This window comes from Kitasatospora aureofaciens, assembly GCF_019192735.1.
Taxonomy (GTDB): domain Bacteria; phylum Actinomycetota; class Actinomycetes; order Streptomycetales; family Streptomycetaceae; genus Kitasatospora; species Kitasatospora aureofaciens_A.
In genome coordinates, this window is sequence record NZ_JAHTKP010000021.1 from 46,262 (window position 1) to 70,568 (window position 24,307).

Annotated in this window: 19 protein-coding genes; 8 read left to right on the forward strand and 11 right to left on the reverse strand. The window is 73.3% G+C overall.

Going from position 1 to position 24,307, the window contains the following annotated elements; genetic code table 11:
• Window positions 1-83: 83 nt before the first annotated feature.
• The 7 genes from KV557_RS21325 to KV557_RS21355 all read right to left on the reverse strand — a co-directional run bounded on the left by KV557_RS21325 (window position 84) and on the right by KV557_RS21355 (window position 8,749).
• Window positions 84-1,199, reverse strand: a complete 1,116-nt coding sequence (locus KV557_RS21325) for a glycosyltransferase (protein ID WP_218202587.1) — start codon at window positions 1,197-1,199, stop codon at window positions 84-86.
• Entirely contained in the window at window positions 1,196-2,113 is a 918-nt protein-coding gene (locus KV557_RS21330; protein WP_218202589.1) for a polysaccharide deacetylase family protein, read from the reverse strand. Before KV557_RS21330 ends, KV557_RS21325 begins: the two co-directional genes overlap by 4 nt.
• The gene (gene murJ, locus KV557_RS21335; protein ID WP_218202591.1) at window positions 2,103-3,836 is read right to left on the reverse strand and encodes a murein biosynthesis integral membrane protein MurJ; all 1,734 of its coding nucleotides are present in this window, start codon (window positions 3,834-3,836) and stop codon (window positions 2,103-2,105) included. Before murJ ends, KV557_RS21330 begins: the two co-directional genes overlap by 11 nt.
• The gene (locus tag KV557_RS21340; protein WP_308129998.1) at window positions 3,837-5,141 is read right to left on the reverse strand and encodes an O-antigen ligase family protein; all 1,305 of its coding nucleotides are present in this window, start codon (window positions 5,139-5,141) and stop codon (window positions 3,837-3,839) included. It lies immediately after the preceding gene.
• Window positions 5,142-5,146: 5 nt separating this feature from the next.
• Window positions 5,147-6,670, reverse strand: coding sequence for a sugar transferase (locus KV557_RS21345; RefSeq protein WP_218202593.1), 1,524 nt, complete (start codon window positions 6,668-6,670; stop codon window positions 5,147-5,149).
• Window positions 6,671-7,003: 333 nt separating this feature from the next.
• The gene (locus KV557_RS21350; protein WP_218202595.1) at window positions 7,004-8,158 is read right to left on the reverse strand and encodes a glycosyltransferase; all 1,155 of its coding nucleotides are present in this window, start codon (window positions 8,156-8,158) and stop codon (window positions 7,004-7,006) included.
• Between the two features lie 150 nt (window positions 8,159-8,308).
• A complete protein-coding gene (locus KV557_RS21355) occupies window positions 8,309-8,749 on the reverse strand; it encodes an SRPBCC family protein (RefSeq protein ID WP_218202596.1) in 441 nt (146 codons plus the stop codon).
• A 136-nt stretch (window positions 8,750-8,885) separates the two neighbouring features.
• On the opposite strand from KV557_RS21355, the gene KV557_RS21360 reads away from it, so the two are divergent.
• Window positions 8,886-9,782, forward strand: a complete 897-nt coding sequence (locus KV557_RS21360) for a HipA family kinase (RefSeq protein WP_218202598.1) — start codon at window positions 8,886-8,888, stop codon at window positions 9,780-9,782.
• Window positions 9,783-9,787: 5 nt separating this feature from the next.
• Here the strand turns inward: KV557_RS21360 and KV557_RS21365 are convergent, their stop codons facing one another.
• Window positions 9,788-10,132 (reverse strand): hypothetical protein, encoded by a 345-nt coding sequence (locus KV557_RS21365; protein WP_218202601.1) that lies wholly within the window; start codon window positions 10,130-10,132, stop codon window positions 9,788-9,790.
• 170 nt (window positions 10,133-10,302) lie between these two features.
• Window positions 10,303-11,790: a S8 family peptidase gene (locus KV557_RS21370; RefSeq protein WP_218202603.1), complete on the reverse strand. Its 1,488-nt coding sequence runs from the start codon at window positions 11,788-11,790 to the stop codon at window positions 10,303-10,305.
• A gap of 249 nt (window positions 11,791-12,039) precedes the next feature.
• Between KV557_RS21370 and KV557_RS21375 the strand changes: the two genes are divergently transcribed.
• On the forward strand, window positions 12,040-12,801 hold the full coding sequence (locus KV557_RS21375; protein ID WP_218202605.1) for a hypothetical protein: 762 nt from the start codon (window positions 12,040-12,042) through the stop codon (window positions 12,799-12,801).
• Between the two features lie 4 nt (window positions 12,802-12,805).
• On the opposite strand, the gene KV557_RS21380 is transcribed toward KV557_RS21375, so the two are convergent.
• Window positions 12,806-13,924, reverse strand: a complete 1,119-nt coding sequence (locus KV557_RS21380) for an amidohydrolase family protein (protein WP_374106658.1) — start codon at window positions 13,922-13,924, stop codon at window positions 12,806-12,808.
• Between the two features lie 3 nt (window positions 13,925-13,927).
• A complete protein-coding gene (locus tag KV557_RS21385; protein ID WP_218202606.1) occupies window positions 13,928-15,382 on the reverse strand; it encodes a glutamine synthetase family protein in 1,455 nt (484 codons plus the stop codon).
• 506 nt (window positions 15,383-15,888) lie between these two features.
• Here KV557_RS21385 and KV557_RS21390 point away from each other — a divergent pair.
• The 6 genes from KV557_RS21390 (at window position 15,889) to KV557_RS21415 (ending at window position 24,142) form a co-directional block, all read left to right on the forward strand.
• Window positions 15,889-17,664, forward strand: coding sequence for a 3-hydroxyacyl-CoA dehydrogenase family protein (locus KV557_RS21390; RefSeq protein WP_218202607.1), 1,776 nt, complete (start codon window positions 15,889-15,891; stop codon window positions 17,662-17,664).
• A 254-nt stretch (window positions 17,665-17,918) separates the two neighbouring features.
• Window positions 17,919-18,839 (forward strand): TetR family transcriptional regulator, encoded by a 921-nt coding sequence (locus tag KV557_RS21395; protein WP_218202609.1) that lies wholly within the window; start codon window positions 17,919-17,921, stop codon window positions 18,837-18,839.
• 372 nt (window positions 18,840-19,211) lie between these two features.
• Window positions 19,212-20,582, forward strand: a complete 1,371-nt coding sequence (gene ccrA / locus KV557_RS21400; RefSeq protein ID WP_218202610.1) for a crotonyl-CoA carboxylase/reductase — start codon at window positions 19,212-19,214, stop codon at window positions 20,580-20,582.
• 10 nt (window positions 20,583-20,592) lie between these two features.
• Window positions 20,593-22,623, forward strand: a complete 2,031-nt coding sequence (locus KV557_RS21405) for a protein meaA (RefSeq protein ID WP_218202612.1) — start codon at window positions 20,593-20,595, stop codon at window positions 22,621-22,623.
• 26 nt (window positions 22,624-22,649) lie between these two features.
• Window positions 22,650-23,627: an HpcH/HpaI aldolase/citrate lyase family protein gene (locus KV557_RS21410; protein ID WP_218202614.1), complete on the forward strand. Its 978-nt coding sequence runs from the start codon at window positions 22,650-22,652 to the stop codon at window positions 23,625-23,627.
• 11 nt (window positions 23,628-23,638) lie between these two features.
• Window positions 23,639-24,142, forward strand: coding sequence for a MaoC family dehydratase (locus KV557_RS21415; RefSeq protein ID WP_045704019.1), 504 nt, complete (start codon window positions 23,639-23,641; stop codon window positions 24,140-24,142).
• Window positions 24,143-24,307: the final 165 nt, after the last annotated feature.

A 24,307-nucleotide genomic window follows, 5' to 3' on the forward strand; every position in this document is an offset into this window, starting at 1 on the left:
GTGACTCCTTGGACATGGGGGCCGCCCGGCCGGCGGCCCGGCGGTTCGGGGGTTCGGGGAAAGGTCCGGGGCGAGGCGGGCGGTCAGGCGCGGGCCAGGCGGTCGTAGAGGGCGCCCAGGTCGGCGGCGACCCGGACGATGTCGTAGTGGCCGACGGCCGGCGGGTGCGGCAGCGGGTCGGCGCTGTGGTCGTTCAGGTGCCGCAGCTCGCGCAGCGCGGTGGCGTACGCGGCGGGCTCGGACGGGATGCGGCGGGCCTGCGGGGCGGCGCTGGGCGGCAGTTCGTCGAGCGCCGGGCAGGCGCTGTGCCGCACCGGCAGGCCGGCCGCGAGGCCCTCCAGGACGCCGAGGCCGAAGGTCTCCTCGGTGGAGGGGGAGGCGAGCACGTCCAGCGCGGTGAGCAGGTCGGGCACGTCGTCGCGCTCGCCGGTGAGCACCAGCCGTTCCCGGACGCCGAGTTCGGCGGCCGTCAGCTCCAGGGCGGCGCGTTGCGGGCCCTCGCCGATCAGCACCAGCCTGGTGGCCTGGTCGAGTTCGGCGAGCGCCTCCAGCAGGACGTGGAAGCGCTTGCCCGGGACCAGCCGGCCGATCCCGCCGACCACCCAACTCCCTTGCGGCAGACCGAGTTCGGCGCGCAGCCGGTGCCGGGCGGCGGCCCGTTCGGCGTCCGGGCGGCGGAACCGGGCGGCGTCGATGCCGTTCGGGATCAGCTCGACCCGGGCCGGCGGGATGCCCCACGCGTGCAGCGTCTGGGCGACCTGCCGGGAGACCGCGATGGTGGTGGTGCCGAGCCGTTCGGCCACCAGGTACAGGCCCTTGACGCCGCGGGTGACCGGACGGCCCTCGATCACCCCGGCGTGCAGCGAGTGCTCGGTGGCGACCACCGCGCGAACCCCGGCCAGGCGCGCCGCGAGCCGGCCGTACAGCTGCGCCCGGTAGAGGTGGGTGTGCACCAGGTCGTAGCGGCCGGTGCGGACCAGCCGGACCAGCCGGGGCAGCGCGCCGAGGTCGCGGTTGCCGCGCATGCCCAGGTGGTGGACGGTGACGCCGTCGGCGCGCAGGGCGGCGGCGACCGTGCCGGGGTTGGTCAGCGCGAGCACCTCGCACTGCTGGTGCGGCGGCAGGTGCCGCAGCAGCAGGTGGAGCTGGCGCTCGGCGCCGCCGGAGGCCAGGCCGGTGACAATGTGCAGGATCCTCACCGCCCGGACTCCTTGGTCGCCCGCTCGCCTCCGGGTCGCTGGGACCCGCTGCCCTGTGGCTCGGGGCGGGGCCGGGCGATGCGGCTGCGGCGCAGTTCGGTGACGGTGTCGCGGAACCGGTGCCGGCCGTGCTTGGCGCGCAGCCGCCAGGCGCCGTCGCGGTCCCCGACGTAGCAGCGGGGCAGCGCGAAGCGGCCGGTGAGCGGGGAGTGGGCGATCGCGACGGCGTAGTCGTAGCCGGCGTCCCGGACGGCCAGGGTGGCGGGCAGGTCGACGTGGCCGTACGGGTAGCAGAAGCCGGTGACCGGACCGCCGACGACCTCCTCCAGGATCCGGCGGCTCTCCCGGGTCTGGGCTGCGAGCACGTCGGCGGACAGGCCGGGCAGCGACTGGTGGCCGAGGCCGTGCGAGCCGATCTCCCAGCCGGCGGCGGCGAGTTCGGTCACCTCCTGGACGGTGAGCAGCTTCTTGCGCGGGCCCTCGGCGTCCCAGTCGTTGGCCCGGCCGAGCAGGTCGGCGACGACGTAGGCGGTGGCGGTGAAGCCGTACGCCTGCAGAATCGGTACGGCGTGCCGGGCGAAGTCCGCGTAGCCGTCGTCGAAAGTGAGGCCGACGAGCTTGTCGTCCTGCCCGGCGGCGCGGGCCCGCATCAGCTCGCGGACCGAGACGCCGCGCCGGCCGCGCCGGTGCAGCCAGGCGATCTGTTCGGCGAACCGGTCGGGGCTGACGGTGAGCCGGTACGGGTCCTCCTTCTCGACCGCCACCGAGTGGTACATCAGGATCCACTGCGAGGAGGAGCCGGGGCCGGGCAGTTCCCCGAGCGGGCTGCGGCTCCTGGGCAGTCGCGCCCAGTGCGGCGGGGCGTCGACGGCGCCCGCCTCGGCCGAACGGACGGTTCCCCGTTCAGTGTCCATGGGGAAGCTTCCCTTCATCGGCGACGGTTGGCGGGTTCAGGATCCGAACGGCGGCGAGGACCGGGCCGCGCACCTCGCGGGCACCGAGTCCGGTGCCGAGGAGGGCGAAGGCCAGCGCCACGGTCAGGCCCCCGAGCAGGGTCGAGGGCAGGGGGTCGGCGGAGATGCCGGCCGCGGCGGTGCCTAGCGCGGCGGCCCCGGCGGCGGCGGTCAGCAGCCGGCCGTGGCCGCCGAGCACGCGGCGTAGTCGTAGCGGGATGCCGCGCAGGACCAGGCCGTGCAGCAGCAGCGCCGCGGTGGCGGTGATGCCGGCCGCGTTCCCGGCGGCGAGGCCGAGCGCGCCGAAGCGGGGGGTGGCGAGCAGGCCGACCGTCACCGTGACGGCGAGGCCGAGCACCATGGCGGCGACCGGGTACCAGTCGAGCAGGCGCCGCCCGCCGTCGTCGGTGCCCGAATCGTCGGCCCGGCGGACCACCGGGCGCAGTGAGAAGTACGGACGGATCATCACGCCGATCAGCGCCTGGGCGGGCAGGCCGAAGCTGTAGACCCGGATGACGGCGGCGGTGGCGGCGGTGTCCTGCGGGCCGAAGGCGCCGCGCTGGAACAGCAGCGAGACCACCGAGGGGGCGCAGGCCATCAGGAAGGCGGTGCCGAGCAGGACGACGGCGGCGGCTTGGCCGAGGTCCTTCTCCACCCGGTCGCGGGCGCCGGTGAGGTCCCCGGCGGCGAGCGCCCTGGCAACCAGCGGAAAGGTGACGGTGCAGATCAGGATGCCCGCTGTCATGGCCAGTTGGGAGACCTTGGCAGCGTAGTTGAGGTGCGAGATGGTGCCGGGCGGCAGCGCGGAGCCGAGGTAGCGCTCCACGAAGACCTGGGACTGGCGGGTCAGCGTGAACGCCGCGACCGGCAGCAGGGCGAGCGGCATCAGCACCAGGGCCTGGCCGGCGCCCCGGGTGCGGCGGGCGCGGGCCGGGCGGCCGGCCCGGAGCCGCCGTACGAACGGGCCGATCAGCAGTCCGGACATCAGCAGGCTGCCGACCGCGACGCCGAGGGCGGCCGAGCTGACGCCGAGGAAGGCGTGGCAGCCGAGCAGCACGGCCAGGATGCCGACGTTGTAGGCGACGTAGATGCCGGCCGGTGCGGTGAAGCTGTGGTGGGCGCGCAGCGCGGCGGCGAGGTAGCCGGCCACCCCGAACGGCAGCACGGTGATCGCGGTGATCCGGGTGCAGTCGACGGCGAGTTCGGGGTTGGCGAGGCCGGGGGCCAGCAGCTCGACCAGCTGCGGGGCGCCGAGCGCGGCGCCGAGGGCGAGGGCGCCGAGGGCGAGCAGCAGCCACGGCAGGGTGGCCCGGACCAGCTGGCGGACCGGGTCCGGGCCGTCCGGGCGCTCCTCGCGCAGCACCAGGGCGAGGGTGAAGGCGGGCACCATGAGGAAGGACATGGCGTCCTCGATCAGCAGCGGCGCGGCCGTCTCGGGGACGGTCCAGGCGACCAGGAAGGCGTCGGTGCCCTGGTTGGCGCCGAAGTACCGGGCCAGTAGCAGGTCGCGCAGGAGGCCGAGGGCGGAGCCGGCGGCGCTGAGGACGGCGGTGATGCCGAAGGCCTTCGCCAGGAAGCCGCGCCGGGGGGCGGGATCGGGGCCGGGATCGCTCTCGGTCTCGGCGGCGGGGGCGCTGCGGGGCGCGGGCAGGGTGGGGGTGAGCGCGGGCTGGTCAGTGGTCATTCAGGCCTCCGAGGTCGCGGCGCGGGCGGCGAGGCCGAGGACGACGGAGGTCAGCACGGTGGTGGTGCCGCCGATGTCCGCGTACAGGAAGTCGACGAGCACCCAGGTGAGCAGGGCCAGCGCGGCAAGGCCCGGGCCGCGGGAACGGCGCAGGCAGCCGACCAGCAGGCCGAGGAAGAGCGCGGCGTAGGCGACGATGCCGATCAGGCCCTGCTCGCTGAGCACCAGGAAGTACATGTTGTGCGGGGAGAGCAGCGGCTCGCGCTGGAATCCGATGGTGGAGTCGGCGGCGTCGCTGCCGCTGGAGAGCCGCAGCGGGGCGTGGCTGTCGCGCAGTCGTTGGAAGGCCTTGGGGCCGGCGCCGTGGACGGGGTGGTCCTGCCAGATCCGCCCGGCGGTGGCCCACAGGTCGTAGCGGTCGGAGACGGACTGGTCGGGGGCGGCGGAGACGGAGCCGATCGAGCTGAGCCGCTCGGTGACGCCGGAGGCGCCGAGGCCGAGGCCGCCGATCAGGACGACCGCTGCGGCCAGGCCGAGCACCGCGCTGCGGACGAGGAGCCGGGCGTCGGCGCGCAGCAGCAGGACGGTGACGGCGACGCCGGTGGCGATCCAGCTGCCTCGGCTGAACGAGACGGCGAGCGGGAAGGCGAGGAACGCGGCGGCGCCGAACATGGCCCGCCGCAGCCGGGCGTTGCCGCCGGGCCCGCGCTCGCCGAGAGCGAGGGCCAGGGCGGCGAGCAGGCCGTAGCTGACGACCGTGGACATCGCCATGATGTCGAGCGCGCCGAAGGTGCCGACGGCCCGGATCGGCTGGCCGGTGTAGGAGGCTCCGGTCCGGGTGAGGTACTGGTGGGCGCCGACCACGCCCTGGATCAGGGCGGCGGCCACGAAGGAGCCGAGGACGAGCCGCTGGTCGGTGCGGTCGCGCAGCGAGCAGAGCACCGCGGCCGGCACCAGGACGAACACCTGGGTGAGCCGGACGAAGCCGGTGACGCTGCCGGCCGGGTCGATCGAGCCGACGGTGGCGACGGCGGCGGCGGCCACGATCCCGGCGAACTGGACGCACGTGGCCGTGCCGACGGCGGGCAGGCGCCCGCGCAGCAGGTTCAGCGCGGTGAGCGCGACCAGGGCCAGCGAGGCGAGGTCGGCGGCGGTGATGTGGACGGCCGCGGTGACGTCCTTCTCGCCGGTGGGCACGCAGACCAGCAGCACGGTCGCCGCGGCGAGCAGGCTGGGCCGGTCGGCGAGTGCGGGAAGGGTCTTCCGTAAGGCCGGCCGGGGGACGGCGGGGAGGGTGAGGGCCACGCTGGTCAGCTCCCGTCCGGGTGGAGCATCAGGGCTGCGGTGCGGCACAGGATCTTGACGTCCTGCCAGAGGCTCCAGCTTTCGATGTAGCGGTTGTCGAAGCGGGCCCGGTCCTCGATCGAGGTGTCCCCGCGCAGGCCGTTGACCTGGGCGAGGCCGGTGAGGCCGACCGGGACGCGGTGGCGGTCCGCGTACTCGGGGTAGGCCTGGCTGAACCGCATGACGAAGTAGGGGCGCTCGGGGCGTGGGCCGACCAGGCTCATGTCGCCGCGCAGGACGTTCCAGAGCTGCGGCAGCTCGTCCAGCGAGCTGCGGCGCAGCAGCTTGCCGACGGCGCCCATCCGGTGGTCCTGGGAGATGTTCCAGCGGGTCGCCGACTCGTGCTCGTTGCTGGGGCGCAGGGTGCGGAACTTGAGGACGGTGAAGACCCGGCCGTCCAGCCCGGTGCGCTGCTGGCGGAAGAGCACGCCGGGGCCGGTGTCGAAGCGTACGGCCAGCGCGCACAGGACCAGGACGGGGGCGAGCAGCAGCAGGCCGAGCGCAGCTGCGGTCACGTCCAGGGTGCGCTTGGCGGCCCAGCCGGGGCGGCGCATCGCCGGGTGGCCGACCTGGAGGCAGGGGAAGCCCCACAGGTGGTCGCCGCCGGCCGGCGGGGTGGCGGGCAGCGAGCCGTACTCGCGCAGCGCCGGCACCAGCCAGACCTGGCAGCCGAGCCGGACGGCGTCGCGCAGGGTGGCGGCGGTCTCGTCCTCGTCGGCCGCGCCGGCGGTGGCGACGACGTGCTGGATGCGGTGCCGGCGGATCTCCCGCTCCAGCACCTCGCGGCCGCCGAGGACGGGCAGGTCGATGTCGCCGGCCAGCAGCGGCGGGTCGGCGTCGAGGAAGCCGACCGGGCGCATCCCGTACTCGCCGCGCTCACGGAGAGCGGCGGCGACCCGGCGGCCGAGCCGGCCGGCGCCGAGCACCAGGACGGGGGTGGGGCGGCTGCGACGGATCCGCCGGACCAGGTGGTAGAGCACGCCGCGGCCGAGGGCGGCGATCAGCAGCTGGGCGCCGAGCAGGGCGGTGAGCCGGGCCGGGGTGGCCGGGCCGCAGTCGGGCCAGCGGCCGTCCAGGCAGCCGGTGAGGGTGACGGCGAATGCGGTGGCGACCACGGCCCGGACGGCCAGCGCGGGCAGTTCGTCGAGGACGGAGAGGGTGAGCCGGGTGCGGTAGAGGCCGCCGGCGAGGTTGAGGGCGAGCAGCAGGGGGAGCACGGCGGCGGCGCCGAGCAGCGGCGCGACCCGGACGGCCGGGTCGAGCACCCGGTTGGCGACGCCGGTGGCGGCGCAGAGCGCGATCGCGTCGACCTGGACCAGTGCGAGCGGCAGGGCGAGCCGGGAGCGGACCGCCCTGCGGTGCCGGTGCGGCGGCGGCACGGCCCAGGTCTGCGCCGCCCCGGCCGGGCGGTCGAGCAGCCCGGTGCCGGGCCGCCGCGGGCCGGCCAGGGGTCGGCCGGATCGCGGCACGCTGTCGTGGTCAATGGTCATCAGCGCACGAACTCCCCTGCTGTGTGCCCGGGGTGACGGCGCCCCGGCACCGGTTGGCGCGGAGCGGCCGTCCCAGCCCGGTGGGCGCGGTCCTGACAGCACCTGCTGCCGCTGGCGGCTCTAGGCTCTCTCGCAAATTCCCGGCGTAAAATCGAAACGAAGCAGGCAAAATCAGACAATACCGAGCCGAGCCTTTCCGGCTGGAAAGTGACTTGCCATTTCATTCCAGCCGCCCATTAATAGGTATTTCGGATTTAGCGCCTCGCCCTTATCCGGTTGAGGGTGCGAATACGACCGCGCCTGAACGGCGGGCATTCACGGCATGTGAAACGATCAGATCCGCTCTGGGACACGGGTGCGGCGCCGTCCGGCCGCCGGGCCGGCCCCCAGCAGATGGCGGTACAGAGCGTCCACCTGTTCGACCACCGTGCGGACGTCGTGCCGGGCGACCACGTGACGACGGAGCCGGGCACCGCGGCGCTCGCACTCGATCGGATCGGACAGCGCTTCGGCCATTCGGGTGGCAAGCGCGGTCACGTCCTCGGCCGGGACGACCGCCTGCGCGCGCTCGGCCGGGGGCAGGCACTCCCGGGCCCCGGGCACGTCGGTCAGCAGCACCGGACGGCCGGCCGCCATCGCCTCCAGCGGGGCCAGCGCCATCCCCTCCCAGCGCGAGGGCAGCACCACCAGATCGGCCGCCGCCAGCCACGGCCGCGGATCCGGCACGTCCCCCACCAGCCGGACCCGGGACGGCTCGGCCGACTCCCGGACCACCTTCGCCAGCTGCTGCTCGTCCGGCCCGCCGCCGACCAGCGCGAGCCGGGCCTGCGGCACCCGGCGCAGCACCTCCGGCCAGGCCGCCAGCAGCACGTCCTGGCCCTTCTGCCGGCACAGTCGCCCGACGCAGACCGCCAGCGGGGCGTCCAGGTCCAGGCCGAGCGCGATCCGGGCGGCCCGGCGGTCGGCGGGCGCGTAGTGGCGGACGTCCACGCCGTTGGGCACCACCGCCCAGTCGGCGTGCACCCCGGCGGCGACGCCGTCGGCCCGCTCCTGGACGCTGACACAGAGCAGCCGGTGCGCCCAGCGGCTCGCGAAGCGCTCCCAGCGCAGGGTGGCGGCGGCCAGGGCGCCGTCCACGGCGGCGAAGGACCAGGCGTGCGGCTGGAAGACGGTCGGCACCGCGCCGCGGACGGCCAGCCGGCCGGCCAACCCCGCCTTGGCGCTGTGCAGATGGACCACGTCGGGCGCGGCGGCCCGGACGATCCGGCGCAGCCGCCAGGCCTCCCCCAGGGTGCCGGTACCGGGCGAACGCTCGGCGGGCCAGTCCTGGACCAGCGCGCCCACGGCGGCGGCCTCCTCGGCCAGCCGGCCGCCGCGCGGGCAGGCCACCAGCACCCGGTGACCGGCCTCCCGCTGGCCCCGGACCAGATCGACGACGACGCGGGCGACTCCGCCGTCCACCGGCTGCGAAATGTGAAGGATCGTCATATGCACGGCGGCGAGCCTAGGGTCGCTCCGCCGTGCCGGGCGGTCCCCGTCACCCGCAGGTGGCGGGCCGTCCACCCGTACGGCTCGTGGCTCGTACGGGTGGACGAACTCCTCGAATCCGCAAGCGAATTACCGCAGTGCCGCGGTGGCTCAGCGGACCTCGGCGGCCAGGTTGGCGAGCACCTGGTCGTGGATCCGGTTCAGGCCCTTCGGGGCGAAGGTGCGCTCGAAGAAGCCGCCGATGCCGCCCGCGCCCTGCCAGGTGGCCGAGACGGTCACCTTGGACCGGCCCTCGCCGGCCGCCGCGACGGTCCAGGTGATGACCATGCTGGAGTTGGCGTCCGTCTCCACCAGCTGGTCCGGCTTCGGGGCGGAGACGGTGAACAGGCAGTCCCGCACCCGCTTCTCGGTCGCCTGCAGCTTCCAGTGCACCTGGGTGCCTGCGCCGGTGCCGCCGGCCCGGACCTCGTACTCGCTGTACTGCGCGGGCAGCAGCTTCGGGCGGGTCACCTGGTAGTCGGCCAGCGCCTCGTACACCCGCTCGGGGGCGGCGTCGTAGACCCGCTCGGTGGTGGCCAGCACCTGTCCCATGACCTTGTACTCCTCGTGTGGTGGTTCGGTTCTCGCGGCAAGCCAACCACAGCGCCGGGTGCCGGGCCTTCCGGGGCTCGCGGTCGGGCGGACGACGGGAGTTCGGAGACGGGCCCGAGGCCGTAGGGTGGCCGGTGTGCTCGAACTGGTGACAGCAGTGCGCTACGTCGACCCCCTGCGGGCCGGCGGCTCGGTGCCGGGCGTCGTGGAGACCGACGACCTGGGCACGTACGTCGTGAAGTTCACCGGCGCCGCGCAGGGCCGCAAGGCGCTGGTCGCCGAGGTGATCGTCGGCGAACTCGCCCGGCGGCTCGGCCTGCGCGTCCCGGAGCTGCGGCTGGTGGACTTCGACCCGGCGGTCGCCGCGGACGAGCCGGACGCCGAGATCCAGGACATGCTCAAGGCCAGCGGCGGCCTCAACCTCGGGATGGACCTGCTGCCCGGCGCGCGGGACTACCGGCCCGGGCTGATCCCGGTGGACTCCGCCGAGGCCGGCCGGGTGGTCTGGCTGGACGCCCTCACCGGCAACGTCGACCGCACCGTGCACAACCCCAACCTGGTGGTCTGGCACGGGCGGCTCTGGCTGATCGACAACGGCGCGGCGCTGATCTTCCACCACCGCTGGGCCACCGCCGAGGCGGCCGTCGGCAGGCGCTACGACCTCAGCGCGCACGCGCTCGGCGGCTGCGCCCCGGACGTCCGGCTGGCCGACGAGGAGCTCGGCCCGCTGGTCACCGTCGGGCTGCTGGAGGAGGTGCTGGCGCTGGTCCCCGACGAGTGGCTGGCCGACGAGCCCGGCTTCGACTCGGTGGCCGCGGTGCGGCACGCGTACGTCACGCACCTGGCGGCCCGGGCGGTGCTCTCCGCCGAGTGGCTGCCGGAGGGCTTCGCCACGCCCGAGCAGCTGCGCGAGGCGGAGCGGCGGCGGGCGGCCCGGACCAGGGCCGGACGGCCGGCCTGGCTCCAGACTGTGCCGGACCTGCACGGCAAACCGTCGGTCGAGACGGTGTGGGAGCACCACTTCGAGAGTTAGGGCCCTCAGCCGATGGCGGGGCGGATCCAGCAGAGGTACTCGATCGCGGTGCCGGCCAGCAGGCCGAAGCTGATCAGCGGGAACGCGCCGGGCTCCCTGCGCAGCTCGAATACCCGGACCAGCAGGAACCCGAGACCCAGTCCGAGCAGCGGTCCCAGGGCCAGCAGCAGGGCGAGGCCCAGCACGACAACGGCCGAACTGCCGCTGGCGAGGCCCATCACGCCGGCCACCAGGCCGGTCATCACGAGCATCGCCAACATCGGCCCGGCGACGAACAGTTCGACCACGCCGAGGACGAGCAAGGGCCAGGTACGCCCGCCATCCGTCCGGCCGGTGAAGGTCTGCGCCATGCTGCTCAACTCCTGGGGTGAATCCGTGCGGTACGGCTTCATCCTGGCGAGCGGGCGGTGCGCCGGCCTGAGTACGGGTACTCAAAAACGACTGGGGAGCGGAACCCGAGGTCCCGCTCCCCAGCTCAGTGTTCAGCTGTCGCCGTAATCAACGCCGGCGCGTCAGCACGTCACCGCCACCACTGGACCGCCTTCTCGGCGTTGATGATGCCGGCGCCGTAGAAGCCGTTGTCGTTCTCGCCGCCCTCGCAGGTGGCCTTCCACTGGCCGGCGCCGCCCGGGTTGAACTCGGCGGTCGGGCAGGCGTGGGACTCGGCCTGGCTGGTCAGCAGGTCGGTCAGCTCGTCGGGGCTGGCCCACGGGAAGGTGCCGGCGAGCAGCGCGACCACACCGGTGACGTGCGGGGTGGCCATCGAGGTGCCCTGCATGTAGCCGTACTTGTTGCCCGGGATGGTGGAGAGGATCCGGCCGTCCTTGTCCGGGGTGTCCGGCAGCTGGTAGCGGCGGTCACCACCGGGGGCCGCGACGGTCACGACGCCCTTGCCGTAGCTGGAGTAGTACGCCTTGTCGCCGTTGACGCCCACGGAGGAGACGGCGATGACGCCCGGCAGCTCGGTCGGCAGCGACAGGCAGTCGTTGGTGACCGGGCGGGTGCCGGGGGTGGTGTCGTCCGGGCTGCTGACGTCGGTGGTCTTGTGGGCCAGGTCGATGTTCTCGTTACCGGCCGCGGCCACGTTGAGGACGCCCTTGCGCTGCGAGAACGCGACCGCCTTGCGGATGGCGGCAGTGATCGCCTCCTGGTCCTTGTCGTTCGGGCAGTTGAACATCCACGGGTCGACGTAGTAGCTGTTGTTGGTCACCTTGAACTGGTGCTCACCGGCCCAGACGAAGCCGCAGATCGCGTACTCCGGGTAGATGAACCCGCCGTCGTCGACGACCTTGACCGCGGCCAGCTTGACGTTCGGCGCGATGCCGACGATGCCCTTGCCGTTCTTCGCGGCGGCGATGGTGCCGGCCACGTGGGTGCCGTGGTCGCTGGTGGTGGGCTGCCAGGACTTCCAGTCCGTGTTCGGCTTGCCGCCGTCGATGCAGGAGACCGACTGCGAGGCGTCCACGTTGGGGGCCAGGTCCTCGTGCGTCGCGTCGACGCCCGAGTCCAGCACGCCGACGGTGACGTTGCGGCTGCCGAGCGAGATCTTGTGCGCCTTGTCGACACCGATCTGGCGCATGTCCCACTGGTTGGCCTCGTACGGCTCCTGGCCGGGGGCGGGCGCGGCGGTGGGCTCGGCGGCGACCTCGGCCTTGGACTGGTCGGCGGCCGTGATGCCCTTGGTGCGGCTGGCACCGACCGACTCGACGCCCTTGGCCTGGCGCAGCTTCTCGGCGAACTTGGTGTCGTTCGAGCGGGCGATGACGACGCCGATCTGCTCGTACGAGTACACCACCGTGCCGCCCAGGGTGGTGACCGCCTTCTCGACCTTCTGCACCTGGCCGTGGTTGGCCTTGGTGTTGACCACGTAGCTGAGCAGCGGACCGGTCGTCGAGTCGGCCGCGGGGGCCGCGACGGCGGTGCCGGCCGGGAGCGCGAGGGCGCCGGCGGTGGCGAGCACGAGGCCCACCGCCGCGTACCGGGTCCGGCTGATCCGAGGAACACTCATAGGGGTTGGCCCTCCCGAGTCGTCATGCAGCGGCCGCGGTTGGCAGGTGCACTGGAATGGTCGGGACGCTAATGAATATGCGATGAGATTTGCAAGAGGTAGTCATCTAATCGTCACAACTTGACCATCCGCATCGACGACGGCCTTGTCGGCTGACCATCCGTCGGACCGCCCACCACGCCCCCTGTCCGCGGCTGGCATGATCCATGCCATCGGAATCGTCATCACCACGGGGGACTCTTCACAGCCATGTCCATCAGACCTCGGGCCATCGCCCTGGCCGCCGTCGCCGCGCTCGCTCTGAGCGCCGCCTGCACGCCCACGTCCACGTCCACCGGCGCCACCGCCACCGCCACCGCGCCCACGAGCGTGGCCACGAGTGCTGCGAGCACTCCGAGTTCGACCGCAGCGACCACCGCGCCCGCACCGGCCACCACCACGCCACCGGTGCCGGTGCCGGCCGGCGATCGGGGCCCGGGCTGCCAGACCGACGACCACGACCAGAGCAAGCCGACCGCCACTCCGCCCGGGACGGAGTTCAAGCCGCTTGGCTCGCTGCTGGTCCCCACCTCCCGCACCACGGGCCCGCTCCTCTACGAGGGCGGCTTCTGGCACTGCTTCGCACACACCCCCGAAGGCGCCGCCAGGGCCGCCGCCGTGCTCGCGGCGATCGACACCGGCCACGACGACTGGGAAAAGGCCGCCCGAACCCAGATCTACCCGCCGAGCGCGGCCAAGGAATACGCCGACCACCGACTCAACGACCCGCTCCACGCCGAGGGCGTCGGCTCGGTGAAGGTGGTCGCCTTCTCCGTCATGACCTACACGCCGGAGCGGGCCATGGTCATGCTGCTCGTCGACCTTCCGGGTGCCCGGCCCGGGATCCACAACTCGACGACCGCCAACCTCCGCTGGGCGGACGGCGACTGGCGGCTGGACATGTCGGCCGAGGGTCACCTGCCCAAGCTCGGCCCGGGCGTCGGCGGCACCTACGGGTTCGTCACTTGGTAGCGGCTCAGAGCCGGTAGAGGCGGCGGGCATTGTCGGCGGCGACCAGCCGGGCCAGCCGTTGGGCGTCCGCCGACGAACAGGCGCCGTCCGCCCGCCACCGCGCGAGCAACTCGCCCAGCCCGTGCCGGAACTGCGCCGCGCCGACCAGGTACAGCTCCGGCAGCCCGTACGCGTCGGTGGAGAACAGGAGCTTGCCGAAGGGCGCCAGTTCCAGCATCTCGCCGAGCACCGCCGCCACCCGCGGCCCGGCGTAGGAAGCGGTCAGCCCGAGGTCGGTGTACACGGTCGGGAAGGCCTGGGCCAGCCAGGCGGCCTGCCGGTGGTACGGATAGCCGTGCAGCAGCACCAGCGGGACGCCGCTCGACTCGGCCGCGCGGACGAAACCGGTGAGCAGCGACGGGTCCGCCAGGTGCAGGGTGAGGTCCGGATCGCCGAAGCCGGTGTGGAGTTGGAGCGGCAGGCCCAGCCCGGCGCACACGTCGACGGCCGTCCAGAGCAGGTGGTGCAGCAGGACGGGATCGGTCAGCCGGCCGCGTCCGGAGCGCAGCCAGGCACCCGCCGCGGCCACCACGGCCACCGTCGCGGGCCGTTCGGGCGGGACGGCCAGACCGTGCCGGTACGCGATCACCGACTTGACGGCGACCGCGCCGGCGGTGGCCCCGGCCAGTGCCTCGCGGACGGCCTGCGGCCAGGCTTCGGCCGTCGCCGACGCGGCCTCGGCCACCGACTCCAGCCGCACCACCTCGCGCACCCGGGCCCCGGAGGCCTCGGCGAACTCGCTGAGCGGGAGCAGCGGACGGCCCGCCGCGGCGGACAGCCCGGTGTCCACCAGGCAGGTGTCCAGCCCGGCGGCGGCCAGCAGCCGGCGGGTGGCCTCGGCGGCGCCCAGCTCGCGCCGCCGGGCCAGGTAGTCGGCGGCCGGGGCGTGCGCGGGCAGGCCGAGCGCGGGCGGGCACCAGCGCCGGACGGCCAGGCCGAGCGCGCTGTCGAACGGCGAGGTGCCGGGCGCGGGCGGGCGGTCGGACTCGGTGAGCAGCCCGGCCAGGGCGTCGTCCGCGAGGTCGGCCGCCACCACGCTGTGGCAGTGGTGGTCGACCAGCGCGGGCACGTCCAGCGAGGGCACCGGTCAGAACCGCCAGCGGGTGGCCGCGACCACCTGCTCGGGGGTGGCCTCGGCGTACTGCTCGGCCTCGGCCCGGCGGACCGCCAGCACCGCCTGGTACAGCGGCTCGCCGAGCGCCTCGCGGAGCACCGCCGAGCGCTCGTACGCGGCCAGCGCCTCGGCCGGGCTCGCCGGCAGCCGGGGCACCGTGCCGGGCGCGGCGGCGACCGGGTCTCCGATGAACTCCGGTGGCAGGGCGAGTCGTTGGTCCAGCCCGACGAGGCCGGTGGCGAGCACCGCGCCGACCGCGAGATAGGGGTTGGCACTGGCGTCGAAGCACTTGACCTCGGCATTGGCGGCGGCGGAGCGCTCCCCCGTCGAGCCGGTGACCAGGCGCAGCGCGGCCTCGCGGTTCTCCAGGCCCCAGCACTGGTAGGCGCCGGCCCAGTGCGAGGGCACCAGCCGCAGGTACCCGGCCGGGCTGGAGCAGCCGAGCACCAGCAGCTCGGGCAGCGCGCCGAGCACGCCGGCGAGGAAGCCCTCGGCCTCGGTGGTCAGGCCGTGCGGGCCGGAGCCGCCGCGGCCGAGGTTGTGGCCGTCGCGCCAGAGGCTCAGGTGCAGGTGGCCGCCGTTGCCGACCGCGCCGGCCTCGACCACGGGGGCGAAGGAGACCCGCAGGCCGTGCCGGGCGGAGACGGCCCGGATCGTGTGCCGGACCAGGACGGAGGTGTCGGCGGCGCCGACCGGGCCCTCGGGGGCGACCGAGACCTCGAACTGGCCCGGCGAGTACTCGGGGTGGATCTGCAGGACGGCCAGCCCCTGCTCGCCGAGGGCGCGCAGGACGTCCCGCAGGTAGTCGGAGAGGTCGGTGAGCCGGTGCATCCCGTACGCCGGGCCGTGCGTGGGGTACTGCGGCTCGTCCTGCGGCGCCCCGGCGAGGGCGACCACCCACTCGACCTCGATCCCGGCCTTGAGGCTCAGCCCGCGTGCGGCCGCGGCGGCCTCCATCCGGCGGGCGAACAGCCGCTGGCAGCCGGGGTGCGGGGCGCCCGCCTGGGTGTGCCGGTCCCCCGGGGCCCAGGCCCAGCCGGGCTGGGCGGCCAGCGGGACGGCCCGGTCGAGGTCCGGGTAGAGCCGCAGGTCCCCGGTGGGACCGCCGATGATCGGGCTGGTGGTGATGGTGTCGTCGGCGAGGAAGACGTCGAAGCAGGGCGCGGCGCCGACGCCCCACTGGGCCGTGTGCACCAGGCCGCTCAGCGGGACGGCCTTGACCCTGGTGATGCCCGCGTTGTCCACCCAGGTGACGGCGACCGCCTCGACGCCGGCCGCGCGCAGCCGGTCGGCGGTGGCCTCGGCCCGCTCGGCTCGTTCGGCGCGCGGGGGCAGCGCGACGGCGGCGAGGTGGGCGTCGAGGCCGGTCGGGCCGGTCGCGCCGGAGGAGGACGCGGCCGTGCCCACGGCGACGGTTCCGGTAGTCATGCCTTCATGCTGCCCCGCCCGCGGGGTCCCCGGAACTCCCCTATCGAGTGGTTGGAACGGACGCCCGTCCTCCCGTTCACTCGTTCGGGGCGGACGGCACTCTTCCTGGCCGGACTGCTCCCGGTCCTGGCCGCACTGCTCCCGACCGACCTCTTCCTACTGGGCAGTAGCTTCGCTACAGTGGCCGCACGCACCACCGTCGGGCTTCGGGAGCCGCACCGACGGCGTCGTGCGTCCTTCACCGGCCGGTGCCGCGAACCGCGGCGGGCCGGGTTCTCTCCTCGTATCAGCGCCGCTTCCTTCACCTTTGAGCGCCTGAGTACCACGGCACACCCGCAGTTCGGCCGGAGCGGACCGGCCGCTGCGCGCGTGCGCCGCAACCGTCATCTCCCCAGCCCCCGCGCGCGAACCCTCCTCCGGCGGCGGCCGCCCCCGGCGTGCGTCCGGGCGCGGCGGCGCGCCCGCCGGAGCGCGCGCGGGCCCCTCATGACTAGGAGTTCAGGACAATGGAGCGTCCCTTCCCCACGGTCGCCGTGGTCGGCCTCGGCACGATGGGTGCCGGTGTCGCGGTGGCGGTCGCCAAGAGCGGCCGCCGGGTGATCGGCATCGAAGCCACCGAGGACTCGGCCGCCCGGGCGCTGGCCCGGATCGAGGAGGCCACCGCGCACGCCGTCGACCGGGAGCGGATCACCGCCGAGGAGCGCGCCGCGCTGCTCGCGCTGATCTCGGTCGGCCACGAGCTGACCGCCGCCGCCGGGGCCGACCTGGTGATCGAGGAGGTGCCCGAGCAGCTGGAGCTGAAGCGGGAGGTCTTCGCGGAGCTGGACCGGATCTGCCCGCCTGAGACGGTCCTGGCCACCGGCACCACCGCGCTCTCGGTGACCCGGATCGCCGCCGCCACCGCCCGTCCGGACCGGGTGCTGGGCCTGCACTTCTTCAACCCGGTGCACACCATGAAGCTGGTCGAGGTGGTCCGCACCGTGCTGACCGCCCCGCAGGTCGCCATGGACGCCGCCGCGTTCGCCCGGGACCTCGGCAAGGAGCCGGTCGCGGCCGGCGACCGCGCCGGGTTCGTGGTGAACGGCCTGCTGTTCGCGTACCTGAACCAGGCCGCGGCGATGTACGAGTCCAAGTACGCCTCCCGCGAGGACATCGACGCCGCGATGCGGCTCGGCTGCGGCCTGCCGATGGGCCCGCTGGCGCTGCTCGACCTGATCGGCGTGGACACCGCGCGGACCGTCCTGGAGGCGATGTACGAGCAGTCCAGGGACCGGCTGCACGCGCCCGCCCCGATCCTCGGCCAGCTGGTCTCGGCCGGGCTGCTCGGCCGCAAGTCCGGCCGCGGCTTCTACACCTACGAGGCGCCCGGCTCGTCCAAGGCCGTCGACGCGGCCACCGGGCCGGCGCAGCCGAAGGTGCCGGGCCGCGAGGTGCGGACGGTCGGCGTCTGCGGCTCGGGCACGATGGCGACCGGCATCGCCGAGGTGTTCGCCAAGTCCGGCCACCCGGTGCTGCTGGCCGCCCGCAGCCAGGAGAAGGCCGAGAAGGCCAAGGCGCAGCTGGCCAGGTCGCTGGAGCGGTCGGTCGCCAAGGGCCGGCTGACCGCGGAGCAGCGGGACGCCGCGCTGGCCCTGGTGACGCCGGTCGGCCAGTACTCCGAGCTGGCCGAGGTCGACCTGGTGGTCGAGGCGGTAGCCGAGGACCTGGCGGTCAAGCGGGAGCTGTTCGCCACCCTGGACAAGATCGTCCGGCCCGGCGCGGTGCTCGCCACCACCACCTCCTCGCTGCCGGTGATCAGCTGCGCGACCGCCACCTCGCGGCCGCAGGACGTGATCGGCATGCACTTCTTCAACCCGGCGCCGGCCATGAAGCTGGTCGAGGTGGTCTCCACCGTGCTGACCGCGCCGGACGTCACCGCGACCGTCCTGGGGCTGTGCGCGAAGGTGCGCAAGCACCCGGTGGAGTGCGGGGACCGGGCCGGCTTCATCGTCAACGCGCTGCTCTTCCCGTACCTGAACGACGCGGTGCGGATGCTCCAGGAGCACTACGCGACGGTGGACGACATCGACACCGCGATGAAGCTGGGCTGCGGCTACCCGATGGGCCCGTTCGAGCTGCTGGACGTGGTCGGCCTGGACGTGTCGCTGACCATCGAGCAGGTGCTGCACCAGGAGTTCCGCGAGCCGGGCCTGGCCGCCGCGCCGCTGCTGGAGCACCTGGTCGCGGCCGGCTGCCTGGGCCGCAAGACCGGCCGCGGGTTCCGCGACCACGCGCGCCGGTGACCACGCCGCAGGCCGGCGGCGCCGCTCCGCGCGGGGCGGCGCCGGCCGGGATCGCGTCGGGGGGCGCGTCGGGGGGCGCGTCGGGGGGCGCCTCAGGGGGCGCGTCGGGGGGCGCCTCGGGCCAGCCGAGGTCCGCCTGGAACCCGGGGACGGTGTCCGCCCGCTGGCCCCGCCCGGCCGTGACCGGGCCGGTCTCGCCGGTCCGCCGGGGAAGGGCGGCCGGGGCGCCGCCGGGGCCGTGTAGCGTTCCGGACATGGATCGGGTTCAGTCAGCCACCCCGCAGCAGTCCGCCGTACCGCGCGGCGCCGACCGGCCGGCCCCGTCGGCCGGGGGCACCGGGCCGGACGGCGGGCCGGGCAGCCGCCGGGCCGCGGCGCAGCGCCTGCAGATGCGCCAGGACCTGGCCACGGCCGCGATGGACCTGTTCGCCTCGCAGGGCTACGAGGAGACCACGGTCGACCAGATCGCAGCAGCGGCCGGGGTGGCCCGGCGCACCTTCTTCCGGTACTTCCGGTCGAAGGAGGAGGCGATCTTCCCGGACCACGACGACACGCTCGTCCGGGTGGCCGACCTGCTGGCCAGCGCCGAGCCCGCGGAGCACCCGCTGGACGTGGTCTGCCGGGGCATCAAGGAGGTGCTGCGGATGTACGCCTCCACCCCGGGGGTGTCCGTCGCGCGGTACCAGCTGATCCGTCAGGTCCCGGCGCTGCGCGAGCGGGAGATCGCCGTGGTGGCCCGGTACGAGCGGCTGTTCACCCGGTACCTGCTGGGCCGCTTCGACACCGGCGAGGAGATCCCGTCGGGCTGGCAGCGCGGCGGCGAGGACGACTCGATGCTGGCCGAGGTGTCGGCAGCGGCCGTGGTCGCTGCGCACAACCACGTGCTGCGGCGCTGGCTTCGGGCCGGCGGCCGGGGGGACGTCGAGGCGCAGCTGGACCACTCCTTCGAGGTGATCCGGCGGACCTTCTGGGCGTCCAACGCGCCCGGTGCCAGGCGTCGGGGATCTTTGGTGGCACCCGGTGCCAGTGGGGCCCCTGGGGAGGTGCTGGCCGAGAGCGCACTGAGTGCCAGCCCCGGAGGTGAGGTACTCATCACAGTCGCCCGGACGGATGCTCCGCTGGACGTGGTGGTGGACAGCATCCGGGCCGCACTGAGCGGCTCCAGGCCAGCCTGACAGCGACATTTCCGCAGGTCACAGCAGTATCGAGGGCCCGTGCCGAGCAATCGGCGCGGGCCCTTTTCGTACCCGTTCGGCACCGCTCGAAGGTGGCACGAACCCGCCGGAATTCCTGACACCCGGTGTCTTTACGAGTGGCACAGGGTGCCACTACGTTGTTACCCACCAGTCGCGGCGCCGCGGCTCCCCACCTCGGCGCGCCGTCGTCCGGTGTTCCCACACCCCGGGAGCAGTGCCAGTCACCACCCGGTCCACCGCCGGGCCCAGCCTGACCCGCCCACCACCCACTTCAGCGAAGCCGGTGTCCGCTCCCGGCTCCCCCAGACGCCCTGTGCGCCCTCACACAGGTACGCCTTCGGAGGCAGAGCCATGCAGCAAATCCTCGACGCGATCCTCAGCAACGACGCCACGTCGGAGGACTACGCCGCCATCGAGCTCCCCGAGTCCTACCGAGCGGTCACGCTCCACAAGGACGAGGAGCAGATGTTCGCGGGACTCGACAGCCGCGACAAGGACCCCCGCAAGTCCCTCCACCTCGACGAGGTCGCCCTGCCCGAGCTGGGCCCCGGGGAGGCCCTGGTCGCCGTCATGGCCAGCGCGGTGAACTACAACACCGTGTGGAGCTCGATCTTCGAGCCGGTCTCCACCTTCGGCTTCCTGGAGCGCTACGGCCGTCTGTCGCCGCTGACCAAGCGCCACGACCTGCCGTACCACGTGGTCGGCTCCGACCTGGCCGGCGTCGTCCTGCGCACCGGCGCGGGCGTCAACGCCTGGAAGCCCGGCGACGAGGTCGTCGCCCACTGCCTCTCGGTCGAGCTGGAGTCCCCGGACGGCCACAACGACACGATGATGGACCCGGAGCAGCGTATCTGGGGCTTCGAGACCAACTTCGGCGGCCTGGCCCAGCTGGCGCTGGTGAAGACCAACCAGCTGCTGCCCAAGCCGAAGCACCTCACCTGGGAGGAGGCCGCCTCCCCCGGTCTGGTCAACTCCACCGCCTACCGCCAGCTGGTCTCCCGCAACGGCGCCGGCATGAAGCAGGGCGACAACGTGCTGATCTGGGGCGCCAGCGGCGGCCTCGGCTCGTACGCCACCCAGTACGCGCTGGCCGGCGGCGCCACCCCGATCTGCGTGGTCTCCAACGACCAGAAGGCCGAGATCTGCCGCGCCATGGGCGCCGAGGCGATCATCGACCGCTCCGCCGAGGGCTACCGGTTCTGGAAGGACGAGAACACCCAGGACCCGCGCGAGTGGAAGCGCCTGGGCTCGAAGATCCGCGAGTTCACCGGCGGCGAGGACGTGGACATCGTCTTCGAGCACCCGGGCCGGGAGACCTTCGGCGCCTCGGTGTACGTCACCCGCAAGGGCGGCACCATCGTCACCTGCGCCTCCACCTCCGGCTTCATGCACCAGTACGACAACCGGTACCTGTGGATGTCGCTCAAGCGGATCGTCGGCTCGCACTTCGCCAACTACCGCGAGGCCTTCGAGGCCAACCGCCTGATCGCCAAGGGCAAGATCCACCCGACCCTGTCGAAGGTCTACTCCCTGGAGGAGACCGGCCAGGCCGCCCTCGACGTGCACCACAACAAGCACCAGGGCAAGGTCGGCGTGCTCTGCCTGGCCCCCGAGGAGGGCCTGGGCGTGCGCGACCAGGAGTTCCGCGCGCAGCACATCGACGCCATCAACCTTTTCCGCGAGCTCGGCGAGCGGAACATCAACCGCAGCCGGAACGTCTGAGGCCGATCCAATGACTGAGCAGCAGAAGCGTGACCGCCCTTGGCTGATGCGCACCTACGCCGGGCACTCCACCGCGAGCGACTCCAACGCGCTCTACCGGCGGAACCTGGCGAAGGGTCAGACCGGCCTCTCCGTCGCCTTCGACCTGCCGACCCAGACCGGCTACGACTCCGACCACATCCTCGCCCGCGGCGAGGTGGGCCGGGTCGGCGTCCCGGTCGGCCACGTCGGCGACATGCGCACCCTGTTCGACGGCATCCCGCTCGAACAGACCAACACCTCGATGACGATCAACGCCACCGCGATGTGGCTGCTGGCGCTCTACCAGGTGGTCGCCGAGGAGCAGGGCGCCGACGTCGCCCGGCTCACCGGCACCACCCAGAACGACATCGTCAAGGAGTACCTGTCACGCGGGACGCACGTCTTCCCGCCCGGCCCCTCGGTGCGCCTGATCACCGACATGATCGCCTACACGGTCGGGAACATCCCCAAGTGGAACCCGATCAACATCTGCAGCTACCACCTGCAGGAGGCCGGCGCCACGCCCGTCCAGGAGATCGCCTACGCGATGTGCACCGCCATCTCGGTGCTCGACGCCGTCCGCGACTCCGGCCAGGTGCCGGCCGAGCGGATGGGCGACGTGGTCGCCCGGATCTCCTTCTTCGTAAACGCCGGCGTGCGCTTCGTCGAGGAGATGTGCAAGATGCGTGCCTTCGCCCAGCTGTGGGAGAAGGTCACGCTGGAGCGCTACGGCGTCCAGGACCCGAAGCAGCGCCGGTTCCGCTACGGCGTCCAGGTCAACTCGCTCGGCCTGACCGAGGCGCAGCCGGAGAACAACGTCCAGCGGATCGTCCTGGAGATGCTCGCCGTGACGCTCTCCAAGGACGCCCGCGCCCGGGCCGTCCAGCTGCCCGCCTGGAACGAGGCGCTCGGCCTGCCCCGGCCGTGGGACCAGCAGTGGTCGCTGCGGATCCAGCAGGTGCTCGCCTACGAGTCCGACCTGCTGGAGTACGGGGACATCTTCAACGGCTCCGAGGTGATCGAGGCCAAGACCGCCGAGCTGCTGGCCGGCGCCGAGGCCGAGATCGCCAAGGTGCTGGAGATGGGCGGAGTGATTCCGGCCGTCGAGTCCGGTTACCTGAAGTCCAACCTGGTCGCCTCGCACGCCGCCCGGCGGGCCCGGATCGAGTCCGGCGAGGACAAGATCGTCGGCGTCAACTGCTTCGACACCACCGAGGAGAGCCCGCTCACGGCCGACCTCGACACCGCGATCATGGTCGTCGACCCGGCCTCCGAGCAGTCCGTCCTCGCCGCCCTGGAGGCCTGGCGCGGACAGCGCGACGAGGTCGCCGCCCAGGAGTCGCTGGCCGAGCTCAAGGCCGTGGCCGCCACCGACGCCAACCTGATGCCGGCCACGCTCGCCTGCGCCCGGGCCGGCGTCACCACCGGGGAGTGGTCCTTCGCCCTGCGCGAGGTCTTCGGCGAGTACCGCGCCCCCACCGGCGTCGGCGGCGCCCCGGTCGCGGTGGCCGCCGAGCCCGGCGGCGAGCTGGCCGCGGTGCGTGCCGCGGTCGCCGCCACCGCCGAGGAGCTGGGCGCCGGCAAGCTGCGTCTGCTGGTCGGCAAGCCCGGCCTGGACGGGCACTCCAACGGTGCCGAGCAGATCGCCGTCCGGGCCCGCGACGCCGGGTTCGAGGTGGTCTACCAGGGCATCCGGCTCACCCCGGAGCAGATCGTCTCCGCCGCCGTCGCGGAGGACGTGCACTGCGTGGGCCTGTCCATCCTCTCCGGCGCCCACTCCGAGCTGGTGCCCGACGTGCTGCAGCGACTGCGCCGCGCCGGGGTGGAGGATGTCCCGGTGATCGTGGGTGGCATCATCCCGGCAGCGGACGGCGAGGCCCTCAAGGCCGCCGGCGTCGCCGCCGTGTTCACCCCGAAGGACTTCGGCATCACGACCATCATCGGCCGGATCGTGGACGAGATCCGGCTCGCCAACAAGCTCCAGCCCTGGACGCCCGCACCGACCGCGACCACCAGCTGACCACTGGAAGGAACTGAACCACCCTCATGACCACCGCCAGCGACATTTCAAGCAACCGTCTTCGCCCGCGCCGCTCCTGCCTGGCCGTACCCGGCAGCAACCCGCGCTTCCTGGAGAAGGCCCAGGGCCTGCCCGCCGACCAGGTCTTCCTCGACCTCGAGGACGCCTGCGCCCCCCTCGTCAAGGAGAGCGCCCGCCACAACATCGTCGACGCGCTCAACAACGGCGACTGGGGCAACAAGACCAAGGTCGTCCGGGTCAACGACTGGACCACCCACTGGACCTACCGCGACGTGATCACCGTCGTCGAGGGCGCCGGCCCGAACCTCGACTGCATCATGCTGCCGAAGGTCCAGGACGCCGAGCAGGTCAGGGCGCTCGACCTGCTGCTCACCCAGATCGAGAAGACCATGGGCTTCGAGGTCGGCAAGATCGGCATCGAGGCGCAGATCGAGAACGCCAAGGGCCTGATCAACGTCGACGCCATCGCCGAGGCCTCGCCCCGGCTGGAGACCATCATCTTCGGCCCCGCCGACTTCATGGCCTCGATCAACATGAAGTCCCTGGTGGTCGGCGAGCAGCCGCCCGGCTACCCGGCCGACGCCTACCACTACATCCTGATGCGGATCCTGATGGCCGCCCGCGCGAACGACCTGCAGGCGATCGACGGCCCCTACCTGCAGATCCGCAACCAGGAGGGCTACCGCGAGGTCGCCGGCCGCGCCGCCGCCCTCGGCTTCGACGGCAAGTGGGTGCTCCACCCGGACCAGGTCGCCGCCGCGAACGAGATCTTCTCGCCCTCGCAGGAGGACTACGACCACGCCGAGCTGATCCTCGACGCCTACGACTGGTGCACCTCCGAGGCGGGCGGCGCCAAGGGCTCCGCGATGCTCGGCGACGAGATGATCGACGAGGCCAGCCGCAAGATGGCCCTGGTCATCGCCGGCAAGGGCCGGGCCGCCGGCATGGAGCGCACCACCAAGTTCGAGATCCCGGAAAGCTGAGGGCCTGAGCCATGCAGTTCGGACGCACCTACGAGGAGTTCGAGGTCGGCGCGGTCTACAAGCACTGGCCCGGCAAGACGGTCACCGAGTACGACGACCACCTCTTCTGTCTGCTCACCATGAACCACCACCCGCTCCACATGGACACCAACTATGCGGAGAAGACGACGGACTTCGGCAAGAACGTCGTCGTGGGCAACTACATCTACTCGCTGCTGCTCGGCATGTCCGTCCCGGACGTCTCCGGCAAGGCGATCGCCAACCTGGAGATCGAGTCGCTGCGGCACGTCGCACCGACCTTCCACGGCGACACCATCTACGGCGAGACCACCGTCCTCGACAAGTGGCCGTCCAAGTCCAAGGACGACCGCGGCATCGTCTACGTCGAGACCAAGGGGTACAAGCAGGACGGCACGGTCGTCTGCATCTTCCGCCGCAAGGTGATGGTGCCGACCGAGACGTACATCAAGGAGCGCGGCGGCGAGCAGCCCGGCCGTCCCACGCCCCTCTCCTGAACCAGCTGTCCCCTCTATACCCCGGAGGGGGAGGCCGCCGTCATCGGCCGACCCCCACCCGGAACGGGGGCCCTGCTGCCGCAGCCACGCCGGCAGGGCCCCCGGCAATCCCCCCCCCCGGGGGATCCACGGACTTTCCCCCTGACCCTCAGACTTTTTCGGAGC